The 15873-nt window shown below is 65.0% G+C and carries 13 protein-coding genes; 5 read left to right on the top strand and 8 right to left on the bottom strand.

From position 1 onward, the window contains the following. The first annotated feature begins 206 nt into the window (after positions 1 to 206). Both mutS and fdxA read left to right on the top strand, forming a co-directional pair. The gene (gene mutS, locus QYS36_RS16655) at positions 207 to 2780 is read left to right on the top strand and encodes a DNA mismatch repair protein MutS (RefSeq protein ID WP_308840541.1); all 2574 of its coding nucleotides are present in this window, start codon (positions 207 to 209) and stop codon (positions 2778 to 2780) included. A gap of 282 nt (positions 2781 to 3062) precedes the next feature. Next, on the top strand, positions 3063 to 3386 hold the full coding sequence (fdxA, locus tag QYS36_RS16650) for a ferredoxin FdxA (protein WP_308840540.1): 324 nt from the start codon (positions 3063 to 3065) through the stop codon (positions 3384 to 3386). Between the two features lie 512 nt (positions 3387 to 3898). Here fdxA and QYS36_RS16645 read toward each other — a convergent pair. From QYS36_RS16645 to QYS36_RS16635, 3 genes are all read right to left on the bottom strand, one after another. Then, complete coding sequence (locus QYS36_RS16645; protein ID WP_308840539.1) at positions 3899 to 4255, bottom strand: PilZ domain-containing protein; 357 nt, start codon at positions 4253 to 4255, stop codon at positions 3899 to 3901. 61 nt (positions 4256 to 4316) lie between these two features. Beyond that, complete coding sequence (locus QYS36_RS16640; RefSeq protein ID WP_308840538.1) at positions 4317 to 4739, bottom strand: DUF4124 domain-containing protein; 423 nt, start codon at positions 4737 to 4739, stop codon at positions 4317 to 4319. Between the two features lie 33 nt (positions 4740 to 4772). Beyond that, positions 4773 to 5150, bottom strand: coding sequence for a tetratricopeptide repeat protein (locus tag QYS36_RS16635; RefSeq protein ID WP_308840537.1), 378 nt, complete (start codon positions 5148 to 5150; stop codon positions 4773 to 4775). Positions 5151 to 5330: 180 nt separating this feature from the next. Here QYS36_RS16635 and QYS36_RS16630 point away from each other — a divergent pair, with 180 nt between their 5' ends. Next, positions 5331 to 6239, top strand: a complete 909-nt coding sequence (locus QYS36_RS16630; protein ID WP_308840536.1) for a universal stress protein — start codon at positions 5331 to 5333, stop codon at positions 6237 to 6239. A 71-nt stretch (positions 6240 to 6310) separates the two neighbouring features. Continuing rightward, the gene (gene pyk / locus QYS36_RS16625; protein WP_308840535.1) at positions 6311 to 7762 is read left to right on the top strand and encodes a pyruvate kinase; all 1452 of its coding nucleotides are present in this window, start codon (positions 6311 to 6313) and stop codon (positions 7760 to 7762) included. Positions 7763 to 7823: 61 nt separating this feature from the next. On the opposite strand, the gene QYS36_RS16620 is transcribed toward pyk, so the two are convergent. Together QYS36_RS16620 and QYS36_RS16615 are read right to left on the bottom strand one after the other, a co-directional pair. Then, a complete protein-coding gene (locus QYS36_RS16620; RefSeq protein ID WP_308840534.1) occupies positions 7824 to 8762 on the bottom strand; it encodes an iron-sulfur-binding ferredoxin reductase in 939 nt (312 codons plus the stop codon). Beyond that, positions 8755 to 9882, bottom strand: coding sequence for a GGDEF domain-containing protein (locus QYS36_RS16615; RefSeq protein ID WP_308840533.1), 1128 nt, complete (start codon positions 9880 to 9882; stop codon positions 8755 to 8757). Before QYS36_RS16615 ends, QYS36_RS16620 begins: the two co-directional genes overlap by 8 nt. A gap of 188 nt (positions 9883 to 10070) precedes the next feature. On the opposite strand from QYS36_RS16615, the gene QYS36_RS16610 reads away from it, so the two are divergent. Then, positions 10071 to 11594, top strand: a complete 1524-nt coding sequence (locus QYS36_RS16610; RefSeq protein WP_308840532.1) for a fumarate hydratase — start codon at positions 10071 to 10073, stop codon at positions 11592 to 11594. A gap of 165 nt (positions 11595 to 11759) precedes the next feature. On the opposite strand, the gene QYS36_RS16605 is transcribed toward QYS36_RS16610, so the two are convergent. The 3 genes from QYS36_RS16605 to QYS36_RS16595 all read right to left on the bottom strand — a co-directional run bounded on the left by QYS36_RS16605 (position 11760) and on the right by QYS36_RS16595 (position 15856). Next, the gene (locus QYS36_RS16605) at positions 11760 to 14189 is read right to left on the bottom strand and encodes a TonB-dependent receptor (RefSeq protein WP_308840531.1); all 2430 of its coding nucleotides are present in this window, start codon (positions 14187 to 14189) and stop codon (positions 11760 to 11762) included. Positions 14190 to 14294: 105 nt separating this feature from the next. Then, positions 14295 to 15272, bottom strand: a complete 978-nt coding sequence (locus tag QYS36_RS16600; protein WP_308840530.1) for a FecR family protein — start codon at positions 15270 to 15272, stop codon at positions 14295 to 14297. Next, the gene (locus QYS36_RS16595) at positions 15269 to 15856 is read right to left on the bottom strand and encodes a sigma-70 family RNA polymerase sigma factor (protein ID WP_308840529.1); all 588 of its coding nucleotides are present in this window, start codon (positions 15854 to 15856) and stop codon (positions 15269 to 15271) included. Before QYS36_RS16595 ends, QYS36_RS16600 begins: the two co-directional genes overlap by 4 nt. Positions 15857 to 15873 lie beyond the last annotated feature (17 nt).

Raw genomic sequence — 15873 nt, 5'->3', positions numbered from 1 at the left:
GCCATGCCCGGTGTGCATTGCAAATCCCGCCATCGAGCCGCCGCGCCCTCGCGGCAACGCACGCTCGGCGATTGCCGGCGCGGGCCGCATGAGTATCAGCCGGCCCGATACCATGGCCAGTGATTCATCTGCGTTGCGGGGTTAAAGCGGGGGGTGTCGATACCGTACACTACGCGCTTTTGCGATTCAGCCGGACACTCGACACGATGAGCCAAAGCGACCTCAGTTCTCACACCCCGATGATGCAGCAATACTGGCGACTGAAGAATCAGCACCCGGATCAGCTGATGTTCTATCGCATGGGTGACTTCTACGAGATCTTCTACGAGGACGCCAAGAAAGCCGCCAAGCTGCTGGACATCACCCTGACCGCCCGCGGCCAGTCGGCGGGCCAGTCGATTCCGATGTGCGGCATTCCGTTTCACTCCGTCGAGGGCTACCTGGCCAAGCTGGTCAAGCTCGGCGAGTCGGTGGTGATCTGCGAGCAGATTGGCGATCCGGCCACCAGCAAGGGCCCGGTGGAGCGCCAGGTGGTGCGTATCATCACCCCCGGCACCATCAGCGACGAGGCCCTGCTCGACGAGCACCGCGACAACCTGCTGGCGGCGGTACTGGGTGACGAGCGCCTGTTCGGCCTGGCCGTGCTGGACATCACCAGCGGCCGCTTCAGCGTGCTGGAAATAAAAGGCTGGGAAAACCTGCTGGCCGAACTCGAGCGCCTCAACCCCGCCGAGCTGCTGATCCCCGATGACTGGCCCCAGGGCCTGCCGGCCGAGAAGCGTCGTGGCTCGCGTCGCCGGGCGCCCTGGGATTTCGAGCGCGATACCGCGCAAAAGAGCCTGTGCCAGCAATTCGGCACCCAGGACCTCAAGGGCTTCGGCTGCGAAACCCTGACCCTGGCCATTGGCGCGGCCGGCTGCCTGCTGGCCTATGCCAAGGAAACCCAGCGTACCGCCCTGCCCCACCTGCGCAGCCTGCGCCATGAACGCATCGACGACACGGTGATCCTCGACGGCGCCAGCCGGCGCAACCTGGAGCTGGACGTCAACCTCGCCGGGGGCCGCGACAACACCCTGCAATCGGTGATCGACCGCTGCCAGACCGCCATGGGCAGCCGCCTGCTCGGCCGCTGGCTGAACCGCCCGCTGCGCGACCGCGCGGTGCTCGAAGCGCGCCAGGAATCGATCGCCTGCCTGCTGGACCGTTACCGTTTCGAAACCCTGCAGCCGCAGCTCAAGGAAATCGGCGACCTGGAGCGCATTCTCGCCCGTATCGGCCTGCGCAATGCCCGCCCGCGGGACCTGGCCCGCCTGCGTGACGCACTCGCCGCCCTGCCCGAGCTGCAGCAGGCCATGGCGCAACTCGACTGCGCGCACCTGGTGTCGCTGGCCGAGACCATCAGCACCTACCCGGAGCTGGCCGAACTGCTGTCGCGGGCGATCATCGACAACCCGCCGGCGGTCATCCGTGACGGCGGTGTACTGAAGACCGGTTACGACGCCGAACTCGACGAGCTGCAGTCGCTGAGCGAGAACGCCGGCCAGTACCTGATGGATCTGGAGGCCCGCGAGAAGGCCCGCACCGGCCTGGCCAACCTCAAGGTCGGCTATAACCGTGTGCATGGCTACTTCATCGAACTGCCAAGCAAGCAGGCCGAGTCGGCACCGGCCGACTACATCCGCCGGCAGACGCTCAAGGGCGCCGAGCGCTTCATCACCCCCGAGCTCAAGGAGTTCGAGGACAAGGCGCTGTCGGCCAAGAGCCGTGCCCTGGCCCGTGAAAAGCAGCTGTACGAAGCGCTGCTGGAGCAGCTGATCGGCCACCTTGGCCCGCTGCAGGACAGCGCCGCGGCGCTGGCCGAACTGGACGTGCTGAGCAACCTGGCCGAGCGCGCCCTGAACCTGGATCTCAACCGCCCGCGCTTCGTCGACGAGCCTTGCATGCTGATCGAACAGGGCCGCCACCCGGTGGTCGAGCAGGTGCTGACCACGCCATTCGTCGCCAACGACCTGAAGCTCGACGATGCCACGCGGATGCTGATCATCACCGGCCCGAACATGGGCGGTAAGTCGACCTACATGCGCCAGACCGCCCTGATCGTGCTGCTCGCCCATATCGGCAGCTTCGTGCCGGCGGCGCGCTGCGAGCTGTCGATGGTCGACCGCATCTTCACCCGCATCGGCTCCAGCGACGACCTGGCCGGTGGCCGCTCGACCTTCATGGTGGAGATGAGCGAAACCGCCAACATCCTGCACAACGCCAGCGATCGCAGCCTGGTGCTGATGGATGAAGTGGGCCGCGGCACCAGCACCTTCGACGGCCTGTCCCTGGCCTGGGCGGCCGCCGAGCAACTGGCCAGCCTGCGCGCCTACACGCTGTTCGCCACCCATTATTTCGAGCTGACGGTATTGCCGGAAAGCCAGCCGGCGGTGGCCAACGTGCACCTCAACGCCACCGAGCACAACGAGCGCATCGTTTTCCTGCACCACGTGCTGCCCGGCCCGGCGAGCCAGAGCTATGGCCTGGCGGTGGCGCAACTGGCGGGCGTACCGGCCCCGGTGATCCTGCGTGCCCGCGAGCATCTGGCGCGGCTGGAAACCACCAGCCTGCCCCACGATCTGCCGCCGCAAGGCGCCGAAAAATCCGCCGCACCACTGCAAAGCGATCTGTTCGCCAGCCTGCCGCATCCCGTCTTGGAGGAGCTGCAGCTGGTCAATCCGGATGACCTTAGCCCGCGCAAGGCACTCGAACTGTTATATGCATGGAAGGCGCGGGTCTAACGCCGGCGCCAACTAGCTGATAGAATCCCGCGCGCTCCGGGAGCGCTGCAGCCTTTAGCAGGCCGTTGAAAACATAGGCGAGGCAGGCAAGACAAGGCAAAAACGGCCGAAAAAGCGCAGTTTACAGGCTGTAAATGAGCATTTTTTGGCCGTTTTTAACGCAGTATTGCCAACGCAGGTAGTTTTCGACGGCTTGTTAGCCTGGCCCGCAGCCCATTTCAGAGCCTAAGAGCGGCCGATTCAGAAACCGCTCGCTGCCGTAGCCCGAGGAGAAAACTAGAAATGACCTTCGTCGTCACCGACAACTGCATCAAGTGCAAGTACACCGATTGCGTGGAAGTCTGTCCGGTGGACTGCTTCTACGAGGGCCCGAACTTCCTGGTGATCCACCCGGATGAATGCATCGATTGCGCGCTGTGCGAGCCCGAGTGCCCGGCGCAGGCGATTTTCTCCGAAGACGAGATACCCGATGGCATGCAGGAATACATCGAGCTCAACGCCGAGCTGGCGGAAGTCTGGCCGAACATCACCGAGCGCAAAGACGCCCTGCCCGATGCGGCAGAGTGGGATGGTGTGAAAGACAAGCTGCAGCACCTCGAGCGCTGAGCAAGGCGGCACTGGCCGCCAACAAAAATGCCGCTACCCGAAAGGGCGCGGCATTTTTCATGGGCGCTTGGCAGGGGTGGCTGCAGTGATCGAGCAGCAGGCCGCGCGGCGGATGCTTTTCTGCAGGCAAAAAAAAGGGGCGGTTTTACCCGCCCACTCTTTTGTCCCTATTCCCTGAAACTCCCAACTCATCATCCTGATGAATCGCATCCCGCGATGTCCTGGTCATTTTCCCTTACGACCTGCGCTTGTCCCTAAGCACGGTTCAGATATTAACGGCCCACGGATTTATCACAACGCCCTGCCAACAGCTGCCGACGACCTGACCGCAAACCATCACAATAAATAAATCCTTTATTTTCAATAGCTTGAATTACTCGAATTCTCGAACGTCAGTTTTCCAGCGCAAAACCTGCATCGCGGCTTACAGCGCTTGTAAGCAATGGCTTACATGGGCAGGGAGAAAACATGCGGAACCACAGCGGCGTTGCGGGATCAGGCCGGGCAGGCGGTCATACCGAAGCGGCAAGCGGATGGAAGCTGAAGTAGTAGCGCAGCGCTTCGACCATCTCGAGGTAGTCCCCGGGCGGCGCTTCGAGGGCGAAGCCCGAATCGAAACTGCCGGGGGTCACGTCTTCCTGGCACCACAGGCAGGTGGCGGTGAAGTCGATATAGCGAAAGCCGTCGCAACCTGGAATCTTCAAGCGCAGCTCGAAGCAGCCGCCCACCAACACCGGCAATTGGCTGATCAGCATCATGCCATCCGCCGACACATTGCCCAGATGACCGATCGGTTTGTCGGTAAAGGCATTGAAGACGTTCAGGTAGTACGGCAACTGATGCCGCTCGATATGGCGATTGGCGTTCATGATGGCAGAAGGCTATGAGTGTCAGCCGAGTATGCCGCCTACCTGGCGAACTGACCAGCGCTCATTGACAGCGGCCTGACAACTGGCTGGCCAGTTGCGCCCGCGCGGCGTCCAGTTGCTGGTCACTGTAGTAATGGCGTTCGCCATTGCTGCCCGGCTGGTAGTAGCGACGCCCCTCGGGCATCGAGGCCAGGTGCGCGCGCAGCTGGGCGCACTCGCTGGCCAGCTGCGACTGCCGCTCGCGGCGGGCCTGCGCCGCCTGGGCCTGTTCGTCGCGGCGGGCCTGAAAGTAGCGTTCGGCGCGCTGCTCACGCTCTTGGGTGGCCGCATCACGCTCGACCACCTGCGGGCGAACCTCGACGGCCTGCGCATGGGCACCTTGCGGCTGCTGCCCATAATGCACCCTGCCCTGCTCGTCGACCCAGCGATACACCTGCCCAAAGGCCAGGTGCGGTAACAACAGAAGGCCTATCCAGGCGCGCATTGCGGCAATCCCTCGGTGGACATGTGTACGCCGTCAGAGCGTTCCGGCAGGCGACACCTTGGCCGGCTCCGACGCACCATGATGGCCGAGCTGACGCAGGGTTTCCAGCCGCGCACGGGCACGAAACGCATATTCGCTGGCCGGGTAGCGGCCGATGATGAACTGGTAGGTTTGCGCCGCATCCAGGTACAGGTTCTGCCGTTCCAGGCATTGCCCGCGCAACAGGGAAATCTCCGGCTGTATATAGCTGCGCGAACGGCTCACCCGCTCGGCCTGGGACAGGTACAGCAAGGCGTCTTCGCAATCGCCCCGGTCATAGGCCTGGTAGGCCTTGTTCAGATGGTGGTCGAGCGACATGCGGGAGCACCCGCCAAGGGCCAGAACACAGCAAAGCAGTAACAGAATACGCATGGGTTTCTCCTCCAATGAGCAGCGTATCGGCGCGCCCCGGAAAAACTGAACAGTCGCAACATGCTGCATTGCCTTGGGTGGCGAACAAAGCGGCGGTAATCCTCTAGGCTGATGCAGGTCAACGCAGCCCATCCATCGATGGGCTGCAATGCAGGTTACTTACCTCGCGAGGTCGCCCCCATGAAACTCGAAACCCTACTGGTCGTGATCGACGCCAGCCAACCCAGCCACCCGGCCCTGGAGCGCGCCGCCTGGCTGGCCCGCCGTACCCAGGCGCGCCTGCACGTACTGCTGGTCGAGTATAGCGCCGCGCTGGATGGCAGCATGCTGGAGAACAGCCTGCAGACCAAGGCCCGGGAGGCGCTGCTGGAGCAGCGCGGCAGCTGGTTGCAGGAGCTGCTGGCGCCCCTGCAGCGTGAAGGGCTGCGCCTTGCGCAGGAGGTGCGCTGGGGCAAGCGCCTGCACGAGACGGTGCTGGAAACCGCCGCACAGCTGCAGCCGGATCTGGTGCTCAAATCCGCCGGCCACAACAACCTGCTGCGCCGCCTGCTGCTGACCGACAGCTGCTGGCAACTGATGCGCCATTGCCCGTTCCCGTTGTGGCTGGTGCACCACGCCGAATGGCGCGGGCACAACCTGTGCACCGCCGTCGACCCGCTGCACAAGGACGACAAGCCGGCAGCCCTCGATCACCACCTGATAGACACCAGCCAGGCGCTTGCCACGGCCCTCGGCATGCACGCCGATGTCGTGCATTGCCATGCGCCGCTGCCGCGCACCCTGCTCAACAACACTGAGCTGCTGGCCACCTACCAGCAGTACCTCAGCGACGATGCGCAGCAGCATCACCAGGCCTTCGATGACCTGGTTCGCCAGCACGGCATCGCGCCGGACGCCGCCCACCTGCTCGAGGGTGCCCCGGAAAACATGCTGCCGCGTTTCGTGCACAAGCACGAAATCGACCTGCTGGTGATGGGCGCCATTGCCCGCGGCCGCCTGGACAGCATCCTCATCGGTCACACCGCCGAGCGCCTGCTCGAATCGGTGGACTGCGACCTGCTGGTGGTCAAGTTGCCGGCCGAAAAGTAGTGCAGCGGAACAATGACTACAGCGCGGCGGCGTAGTAGCCTCGCGGTCTGCTTCAATCTAGGAGTCCGCGCATGACCGTTCGCCGCACCAAAATCGTCGCCACCCTCGGCCCAGCCAGCAACTCGCCGCAGATGCTGGAAAAGTTGATCCTGGCCGGGCTGGATGTCGCCCGTCTGAACTTCTCCCATGGCACGCCGGAAGACCATAAGGCGCGCGCCCAGCTGGTACGCGACATCGCCGCCAAGCACGGCCGTCACGTCGCGCTGCTGGGTGACCTGCAGGGGCCGAAGATTCGTATCGCCAAGTTCGCCAACAAGCGTATCGAGCTGCAGGTCGGTGATCGTTTCACCTTCTCCACCAGCCATCCGCTGACTGACGGCAACCAGAACGTCGTGGGTATCGATTACCCGGACCTGGTCAAGGACTGCGGCGTGGGCGACGAGCTGCTGCTCGACGATGGCCGCGTGGTCATGCGCGTGGAAAGCACCACCCCCGATACCCTGGAATGCGTCGTGCTGATCGGCGGCCCGCTGTCCGACCACAAGGGCATCAACCGTCGCGGCGGCGGCCTGACCGCACCGGCACTGACCGAAAAGGACAAGGCCGACATCAAGCTGGCGGCGGAAATGGACCTGGATTACCTGGCCGTATCCTTCCCGCGCGATGCCGCGGATATGGAATACGCCCGCCAGCTGCGTGATGAATCCGGTGGCAAGGCCTGGCTGGTTGCCAAGATCGAGCGCGCCGAAGCGGTGGCCAATGACGAAACCCTCGACGGCCTGATCAAGGCCAGCGACGTGGTGATGGTCGCCCGTGGTGACCTGGGTGTGGAAATCGGCGATGCCGAGCTGGTCGGCATCCAGAAGAAGATCATCCTGCACGCACGTCGCCACAACAAGGCGGTGATCGTCGCCACCCAGATGATGGAGTCGATGATCCAGAACCCGATGCCGACCCGCGCCGAGGTTTCCGACGTAGCCAACGCCGTGCTCGACTACACCGACGCGGTCATGCTGTCGGCCGAGAGCGCCGCCGGCGCCTACCCGCTGGAAGCCGTGGAAGCCATGGCGCGCATCTGCGTGGGCGCCGAGCGTCACCCCACCGGCAAGAGCTCCAGCCACCGCATCGGCAAGACCTTCGAGCGTTGCGACGAGAGCATCGCCCTGGCGGCCATGTACACGGCCAACCACTTCCCGGGCGTCAAGGCGATCATCGCCCTGACCGAGAGCGGCTACACGCCGTTGATCATGTCGCGCATCCGCTCCTCGGTGCCGATCTACTCGTTCTCCCCGCACCGCGATACCCAGGCGCGTTCGGCGATGTTCCGCGGCGTGTACACCATCCCCTTCGACCCGGCGGCCCTGCCACCGGGCGAAGTCAGCCAGGCGGCCGTGGACGAACTGCTCAAGCGCGGTCTGGTCGAGCAAGGCGACTGGGTCATCCTCACCAAGGGCGACAGCTACCACACCATCGGTGGCACCAACGGCATGAAGATCCTGCATGTCGGTGACGCACTGGTCTGACGACTGACGCCGCGATACCAAGGCCCGCGTTGATGCGGGCCTTTTCATTGCTGGCGGATGATCAGGCGTGGGGCAGAAACAGGTCGCTGAGCAGCTGGCTGCGCGGCAGGCCGGCCAGGTACAGACGTCGCGACACTACTTTCACGATCTCGGGGCCGCCACACAGCAAGGCCACGGTTTGTCGTGAAGCGAGGCGCAGGGTCGCCAGCAACGCGGGCAATTGCGGCCCCTCGACCAGCTCGACCTGTACGTGAGGATGCCGCTCGGCAAGCGCCAGCAATGCGCCCGCCAGGTAATGCTCGGCACTGCTGCTGGCCACATGCACGACGCGGATCGGCCCTTGGTGGCCCTGGCGCAGCGCCTCGCGCAGCACTGCCCACAAGGGTGCCAGGCCGGTTCCGGCCCCCAGCAACCACAGGGGTTTTTCCTGCCAGTCGGGGTCGTAGTGCAAGGCTGCGCCGCTCAACGCGCCCAGGCGCAGGCCGTCACCGACCTGGAGCTGGCGGGCGGCATCGCAGAACGCGCCGGGGCGGCCGCAATCGATGTGAAACTCCAGGCAGGCATCTTCCCCCGGCAGGCTGGCGAGCGAGTAAGGCCGCGCGACACCGGCCGCCGTCCATAACAGCAGATGCTGGCCAGCCCGGTAGCGCAGCGGCTGTTGCGGCAGCAGCCTCAGGCGCAGCACGCGCTCGCTCAACCAGTCGCAGGCTTGCACCTGCGCAGGTAGCGCATCCTTGCTTGGGTCGAAAACTTCCAGCTGCAGCGGCCCGCTCACCCGGCATTGGCAAGCCAGGCGCCAGCCCTGTTGGCGGCGCACGGCATCGAGTGCATCGGGTTTGGCATCCTCCGGCTCGCCCGCTACGCAGCGCACCAGGCAGGCCTGGCAACTGCCGGCGCGGCAGCTGTAGGGCAACGCGATGCCAGCGCCGAGCAGCGCATCGAGCAGGTTGCTGGCCGCGGCGACTTCCCAGCGCCGCTCAGCCACGCATAATTCAGGCATCGGCCAGATCCCAGGTCGCGGCACTGCAATTGCGGCCGCTGCGCTTGGCCTGATAGAGCGCCTGGTCGGCCCGGTGCAGGGCCTCATCGAGATTGTCGTGCAGGGTCACCAGGGTCATCCCCACGGAAAGACTGAGATTGGGCACCTTAACATTAACCGGCTTGCACTCACTGAATGCCACGCGCAGGCGCTCGCAACAGGAATGGAAGACCTCGGCATCGGTATCGGGTATCAGCAGCACGAACTCCTCGCCGCCATACCGCGCGATCATGTCGCCGTCACGCAGGCAGCCACTGGCCACGGCCGCGAACGCCTGCAGCACGCGGTCGCCAGCGGCATGGCCGTAACGGTCGTTGATGCGCTTGAAGTGATCCAGGTCGATCAGGGCCAGGCCGTGCTGGCGCCCGGGTGTCAGCGTCTCCAGCGCCTGGGCGGCCATGCGCAGGAAGTGGCGGCGGTTGCACAGGCCGGTGAGTTCGTCGGTGGCCACCATATCTTCGAGCTGGCGCATCATGCCGCGCAGGGTTTCCTGGTGCGCCTGCAGGGCGAAGCGGCGTTTGCGCATGCGCTGGCGCATCTGCTGCATGTACCAGGCGAACAGGTTCAGCCAGGCCAGCACCACGCCCAGTACGCAGGTCTGCAGCACCACCAGGCCGATGTCGCGGCCGATGCCCGCCAGGAACTCGTAGAGGTTGATGGCCAGGAAACCGGCGAAGGCCAGGCACGCACAGCGAAAGAACACCCAGGTGCGCAGCTGGAACAGGCCGAACAGCATGAACATGGGATACACCACCAGCAGGGTGCCGCGCGCCTGGTCGAGCATGGCGACCAGCGCCGTGGTCAGCCCCAGGGCGACCAGCATCTGCACTTCGGTCAGGCTCGGATCCTCGAAGCCCAGATTGCGGCCGCTGACGAACATCCCGAGAAACGCCATCTGGCTGATGGCGGTGGCCGCCAGCAGCAGCATGACCGAACGTCCGGGCACGTTGAACAGATCGCAGCAATAGGCGACCGCCACGATGGCGGAGATCGTCAGGTAGGTGGCCACGGCCATTCCGAAGCGCTTGATCAGCAGGCGCTGCAGAGTGTTTTTATTGAATGGCTGGTTGCTGGAGGTCATGGGCTCCCTCCCATAGTGGCAACTGGCCTCCACTCTAACCGTGCGCCATGAAAAAGCCTAGGGTAGTTATCGTGGCCGTCCAACGGGTGTCCCGGGCGCTGCCCCCGCGGTATACTGCCGCGCCTTTTAGAACGAGCCGGCAACGTCCCGGCATTTGCAGTTCCTGCCCTACAAGGGAGCGCCCCCACATGACCGTGATCAAGCAAGACGACCTGATCCAGAGCGTCGCCGACGCCCTGCAGTTCATCTCCTACTACCACCCCGTCGACTTCATCCAGGCGATGCACGAGGCCTATCTGCGTGAAGAATCGCCGGCCGCCCGCGACTCCATGGCGCAGATCCTCATCAACTCGCGCATGTGTGCCACCGGCCACCGCCCGATCTGCCAGGACACCGGCATCGTCACCGTATTCGTCAAGGTCGGTATGGACGTGCGCTGGGACGGCGCCACCATGAGCCTGGACGACATGATCAACGAAGGCGTGCGCCGCGCCTACAACCTGCCGGAAAACGTCCTGCGCGCCTCGATCCTGGCCGACCCGGCCGGTGCCCGCAAGAACACCAAGGACAACACCCCGGCGGTGATCCACTACTCCATCGTCCCGGGCGACAAGGTGGAGGTGGACGTCGCAGCCAAGGGCGGCGGCTCCGAGAACAAGTCGAAGATGGCCATGCTCAACCCGTCCGACTCGATCGTCGACTGGGTGCTCAAGACCGTGCCGACCATGGGCGCTGGCTGGTGCCCGCCGGGCATGCTCGGCATCGGCATCGGCGGTACCGCCGAAAAGGCCGCGGTGATGGCCAAGGAAGTACTCATGGAGCACATCGACATCCATGAACTGCAGGCTCGCGGCCCGCGGAACAAGATCGAAGAGATGCGTCTGGAGCTGTTCGAGAAGGTCAACCAGCTGGGCATCGGCGCCCAGGGCCTGGGCGGCCTGACCACCGTGCTCGACGTCAAGATCATGGATTACCCGACCCACGCGGCGTCCTTGCCGGTGTGCATGATCCCCAACTGCGCCGCTACCCGCCACGCCCACTTCGTGCTCGATGGCAGCGGCCCGGCCGAGCTGGAAGCGCCACCCCTGGACGCCTACCCGGAAATCGTCTGGGAAGCCGGCCCGAGCGCGCGCCGCGTCGACCTCGACACCCTGACCCCGGAAGACGTGCAGAGCTGGAAGCCGGGCGAAACCATCCTGCTCAACGGCAAGATGCTCACCGGTCGCGATGCCGCGCACAAGCGCATGGTCGAGATGCTCAACAAGGGTGAACAGCTGCCGGTCGACCTGAAAGGCCGCTTCATCTATTACGTTGGCCCGGTCGACCCGATCGGCGACGAAGTGGTAGGCCCCGCTGGCCCGACCACCGCCACGCGGATGGACAAGTTCACCCGGCAGATCCTCGAGCAGACCGGCCTGTTGGGCATGATCGGCAAATCCGAGCGCGGCCCGACCGCCATCGAAGCGATCAAGGACAACAAGGCCGTGTACCTGATGGCCGTCGGCGGCGCCGCCTACCTGGTGGCCCAGGCGATCAAGAAGTCCAGGGTGCTGGCGTTCGCCGAGCTGGGCATGGAAGCGATCTACGAGTTCGAGGTCAAGGACATGCCCGTTACCGTGGCCGTCGACAGCAACGGCGAGTCGGTGCACATCACGGGCCCTGCGATCTGGAACAAGAAGATCGCCGAAAGCCTGGCGGTGGAAGTGCAGTAAGCATCGCCCTGCGGTAAAAAGAAGCCCGGCCTAGTGCCGGGCTTTTGCGTTCTGGGGGGGGCGAGCGTCAACCGTCCCCGGGTATCGCTGCGCTCGACGCCGGGCTACAGGTGATAAGTGCGTAGCCTGTGGTTGAGCGCAGCGATACCCAGGTCGGCTACCCAGTCAGAACTCCAGGGTGCTGGAGAGCTGCACCTGGCGCGGCTCACCGACGGAAACGGCGAGGTTGTTCACCGCCGAGCTGTAGTAGGTCTTGTCGAACAGGTTCTTCACGTTGAGCTGCAGCTTGAGTTTGTTGTCGCCCAGGCGGGTGTCGTAACTGGTGAATGCATCGGCCACGGTATAGGACGGCAGCGTGAAGCTGTTGGCGGCATCGCCCTCCCGATCCCCTACATAGCGAGCCCCCACACCGGCGCGCACGCGGTCACCGCCGAACAGCTGGCCGAAGTCATACACACCGTACAGCGACGCGGTATGCCGGGCGACGTTCTGCAGGCCATTGCCCTTGAGCTCCGGGTCCTTGGTTACCTCGGCATCGGTAAAGGCATAGGTGCCGATCAGGCTGAGGTCGTCGGTAAGCTGCCCGGTCACGTCCAGTTCGACGCCGCGCGAGCGCACTTCACCGGCGCCAGTCGCCACTGTGAGCCCCGTTGCACTGTCTGTCTGGGTCACCAGCACGTTTTCCTTGACGATATCGAACAGCGCCAGGGTGCCGGTGATGCGTCCGGGCCTATCCAGCTTGGCGCCGATCTCCCAGCTCTTGCCCTCCTCCGGCGGCACGCCATTGATGGAGGCGCCATTGCTCAGCGGCGCGATGGTCGAGTTGGGCTTGAACGACTCGGTGTAGCCGCCATACAGCGACAGCTCGTCGTTGAGCTTGTACACCAGGCCCACCCGCGGCACCCAGACCTGACCGTCGATATCGGTGTTCTTGCTGAACGGCCGGCCGCGCCCGGACATCTGGTCATACAGCTGATAGCGGGCACCCGCGACGAAGATCCACTGCTCGCTCAAGTGCACCGAATCCTGGAAGAACGCCGACTGGGTGACCACCCGATCGGTCTGGTCGCTGTCGCTGGCCACCACGGTGGTGGGCACCGGCACATTGCCGTAGACCGGGTTGAATGGATCGAAACGAATGGCGGTGTTCTGGCGCAGCAGGTCTTCGCGGTAGAACTTGCGGTATTCGTGGTCCACGCCCATCAGCAGGTCGTGCTGCATACCGCCGAGTTGCACCTTGCCATCCAGGTCGACGGTGGCGAAGTGCGAGGTGCTGACCGCGCCTTGAGTGCCGTCCAGCCGGCGCGTGTAGGCGTTGCTGTTTTGTGCGGCGGGCTCACGGAAGATGCGTGCCTGGTAATCGTCGTAACGATCACGGTTGTAGCTGTAGGCGAAGTGCGCCTTCCAGTCGTCGTTGAGCTGGTGCGACAGGTCGAAGATGGTCAGGTGCGAGCGGCCATCGGTGATGTTGTAAGCCTCGTCCAGCCGGCGCTCGGCGGGAATGTCCAGCGCTTTGCCGTTACGGAAAACCGTGCCGCGATCGAACGGCACCGAATACTCGCGGTACTCATGGCTGAGGGTCACCGTGGTGTCCTCGCCGTACCAGGCCAGCGAGGGCGCGAAAGTCTTGTCGCGGTTGGTGCCGAAGCTGCGCCAGTAGTCGGCGTCGTCATAATCGGCGACCAGCCGGTAGGCCAGCCCGGTTTCGCCCAGCGGGCCGGTAACATCCAGGGTGCCGCCACTGCCGTTCTTGCCATGGCCGTAGGTCGAGGCGCGGCCAGTGATGGCGCGGTAGCTCTCCAGCTGCGGTTTCTTGCTGACCACGTTGATCACTCCGCCCGGATCGAGAATGCCGTAGAGCATCGACGACGGCCCCTTGAGCACCTCGACGCGCTCGGCAGTGGCGGTGAAGTTGCGGCCCTGGATGGTGCGCATGCCGTCACGCAGGATGGAGCCGTCGCGGTTGTCGCCGAAGCCGCGCTTCATCACCGCATCCAGGGTGCTGCCCAGGGTGTTGGACTGGGTGATGCCGCTGACGTTGACCAGCGCCTCGTCGAGCGTCTGCGGCTGTTGATCCTGCAGCGCCTGGGTCGGCACCACGGCTACCGCCTGGGGGATTTCCAGCAGTGGCGTGTCGCTGCGCGTCAGCGAGGTGGTTTCCGGCGGCTGGTAGTTGGTGCTCGGCGTACGCTGCGACTGGATGTTCACCGCGCCGAGGCTCAGGGCGCCGTCGGCGGGCAGCGCCTGCAGGGTGACGGTGGTGGCGCCCGCCCGGGCGAAGGTGAAGCCGGAGCCGGCCAGCAAGCGGCTCAGCGCCTGCTCGGCGCTCATCCGCCCCTGCACGGCAGGAGCCTGCACGGCGTAAGGCGCTTCGTCGGTGTACACCAGGTTGAGCCCGGTGGTACGGCTGAAGGCATCCAACGCTTGGGGCAGCGGCTGGGCGGCAATAGTGAAAGCGTAGGTAGCGGCCTGATCGCCAGCAGCCTGGGCCAGCACGGTGGGTGCCAGGGGCAGCAGCGAGGTGCCCAACAGCCAGGTGGCCAGGCCGAGGTGTTTCAAGGCAGCTTGCTGTTGGCGCTTGATGCGGTGGTTCATGGTTGTCTTCATCCCGGGCGCTGGCTATCAGTGCGAAAAAGTCGCATTCACAGCACTACACGGATGCCGCTGGGACATACCTCACCCCGGCCTGAAAAATATTTCTCAGCGCAGGATGATCAGCCGGCCCAGCAGCCTGTGCTGCTCGAAGCCGACCACGCCCTGCAGGGCATCGAGAATCGCCCCGGGATCCTGGCTGGCGAAGCTGCCGCTGACCCGTTTGGCTCGCAGCTCATCATTGAGCAGCACGATGCGCCCCGGGTAATAGCGGCGCAGCTCGTCGAGCACCTCGCCCAGCGGCGCACGGTAGAAACTCAGGCGGCCATCGCGCCACGCAGTCAGCGCACCAGCGTCGACGCCCTGGAGATTGCCGCTGACGCCAGCGGCATAGCTGACCTGTTGATCGGCAGTAAGCACCCGCGCCGCCTCCAACGGCCCGCCGCGTACCGCCACCCGCCCCTGCAGCACCGACACCCGGGCGCCCTCGCCCAGACGGCGCACTTCGAAGCGCGTGCCGAGCACCCGTGCCTCGCCACCGGCTGCAGCGACGGTAAAGGGAATCTCCCCCGGCAGCACGCTGAAGTACGCCGCCCCGCGGCGCAGCTCGACATGCCGCTCGCCCGCGCTGTAGCGCACAGCGATGGCGCTGTCGGCATCCAGCACCACGCTGGAGCCATCGCTCAGGGTCACGCTACGCACCTGGCCGGGCGCCGAAACCATATCCGCGCCCAGGTCATCCACCCAGCGCAGTGGCTGCCAACCCGCGCCCCACACCACCACCAGCAGGCAGGCGGCCATCGCCAGTGCCGAGGCCCAGTAACGGCGTTTGCTCACGGGCTTGTGCAGGTACTGCTGCAGGGCAGCGGCTTGTTCATCGGCCAGGCGCTGGGCCGCTGGGCGGCTCAGGTGCCAGAGCGCCTGCATGCGCACGTAGGTGTCGACATGCTCGGGGGCAGCAGCCAGCCAGCGCTCGAAAGCCATCTGCACGGCATCGCCCGGCTGCCCTTGCAGGCGGCCGAGCCACAGCCAGGCGTCCTGCTCGGCGCGCGACAGCGGCGGCTGTGGATCTGACTCGTGGCTCATGGCGTAGCGCTTCCGTGTGGATGAACGACCGGCGTATCGACGACGCTGGCCTTGCAGACTTGCAGGGCGCGCATCATATGTTTTTCCACCGCGCTCTGGGAAAGCGCCATGCTGCGGGCGATCTGCCCGTAGGTCTGGCCGTGGATGCGATTGAGCAGAAAGATGTGCCGGGTGCGCTCCGGCAACGCCCGCAAGGCGGCCTCGACACGGCGCAGATCGCTGCCCGCCTCCAGCGCTGCATCTGGCGAAACGCTCGAATCACCACGCTGCTCAGGCAACAGGCCCGCCTCGTGACGGCTGCGTGCGCCCTCGCTGCGCAGGTGGTCGATGGCCAGGTTATGGGCGCTGCGAATCAGGTAACTGCCCATATCTTCGAGCGGCGCGCTGGGCCGTCGCCAGAAGCGCAGAAACAGCTCTTGCAGCAGGTCCGCGGCCGTCGCCCGACAGCCGACGCGGCGGCGCAGCACCGCCTCCATCTGTTCGCGACGGGCGAGAAAGGTGCGCAGAAAGGCCTCCCCTTGCAGCGCCTCGGTCACGGAGGGATCGGGCTGGCGAGGTTCGGGCGACGACGGGAGATAGACCATGTAAACGGGCTGCTCGT

It is taken from the genome of Pseudomonas sp. G34 (assembly GCF_031119625.1).
GTDB lineage: Bacteria > Pseudomonadota > Gammaproteobacteria > Pseudomonadales > Pseudomonadaceae > Aquipseudomonas.
This window is presented reverse-complemented; position numbering and strand designations above follow the sequence as displayed.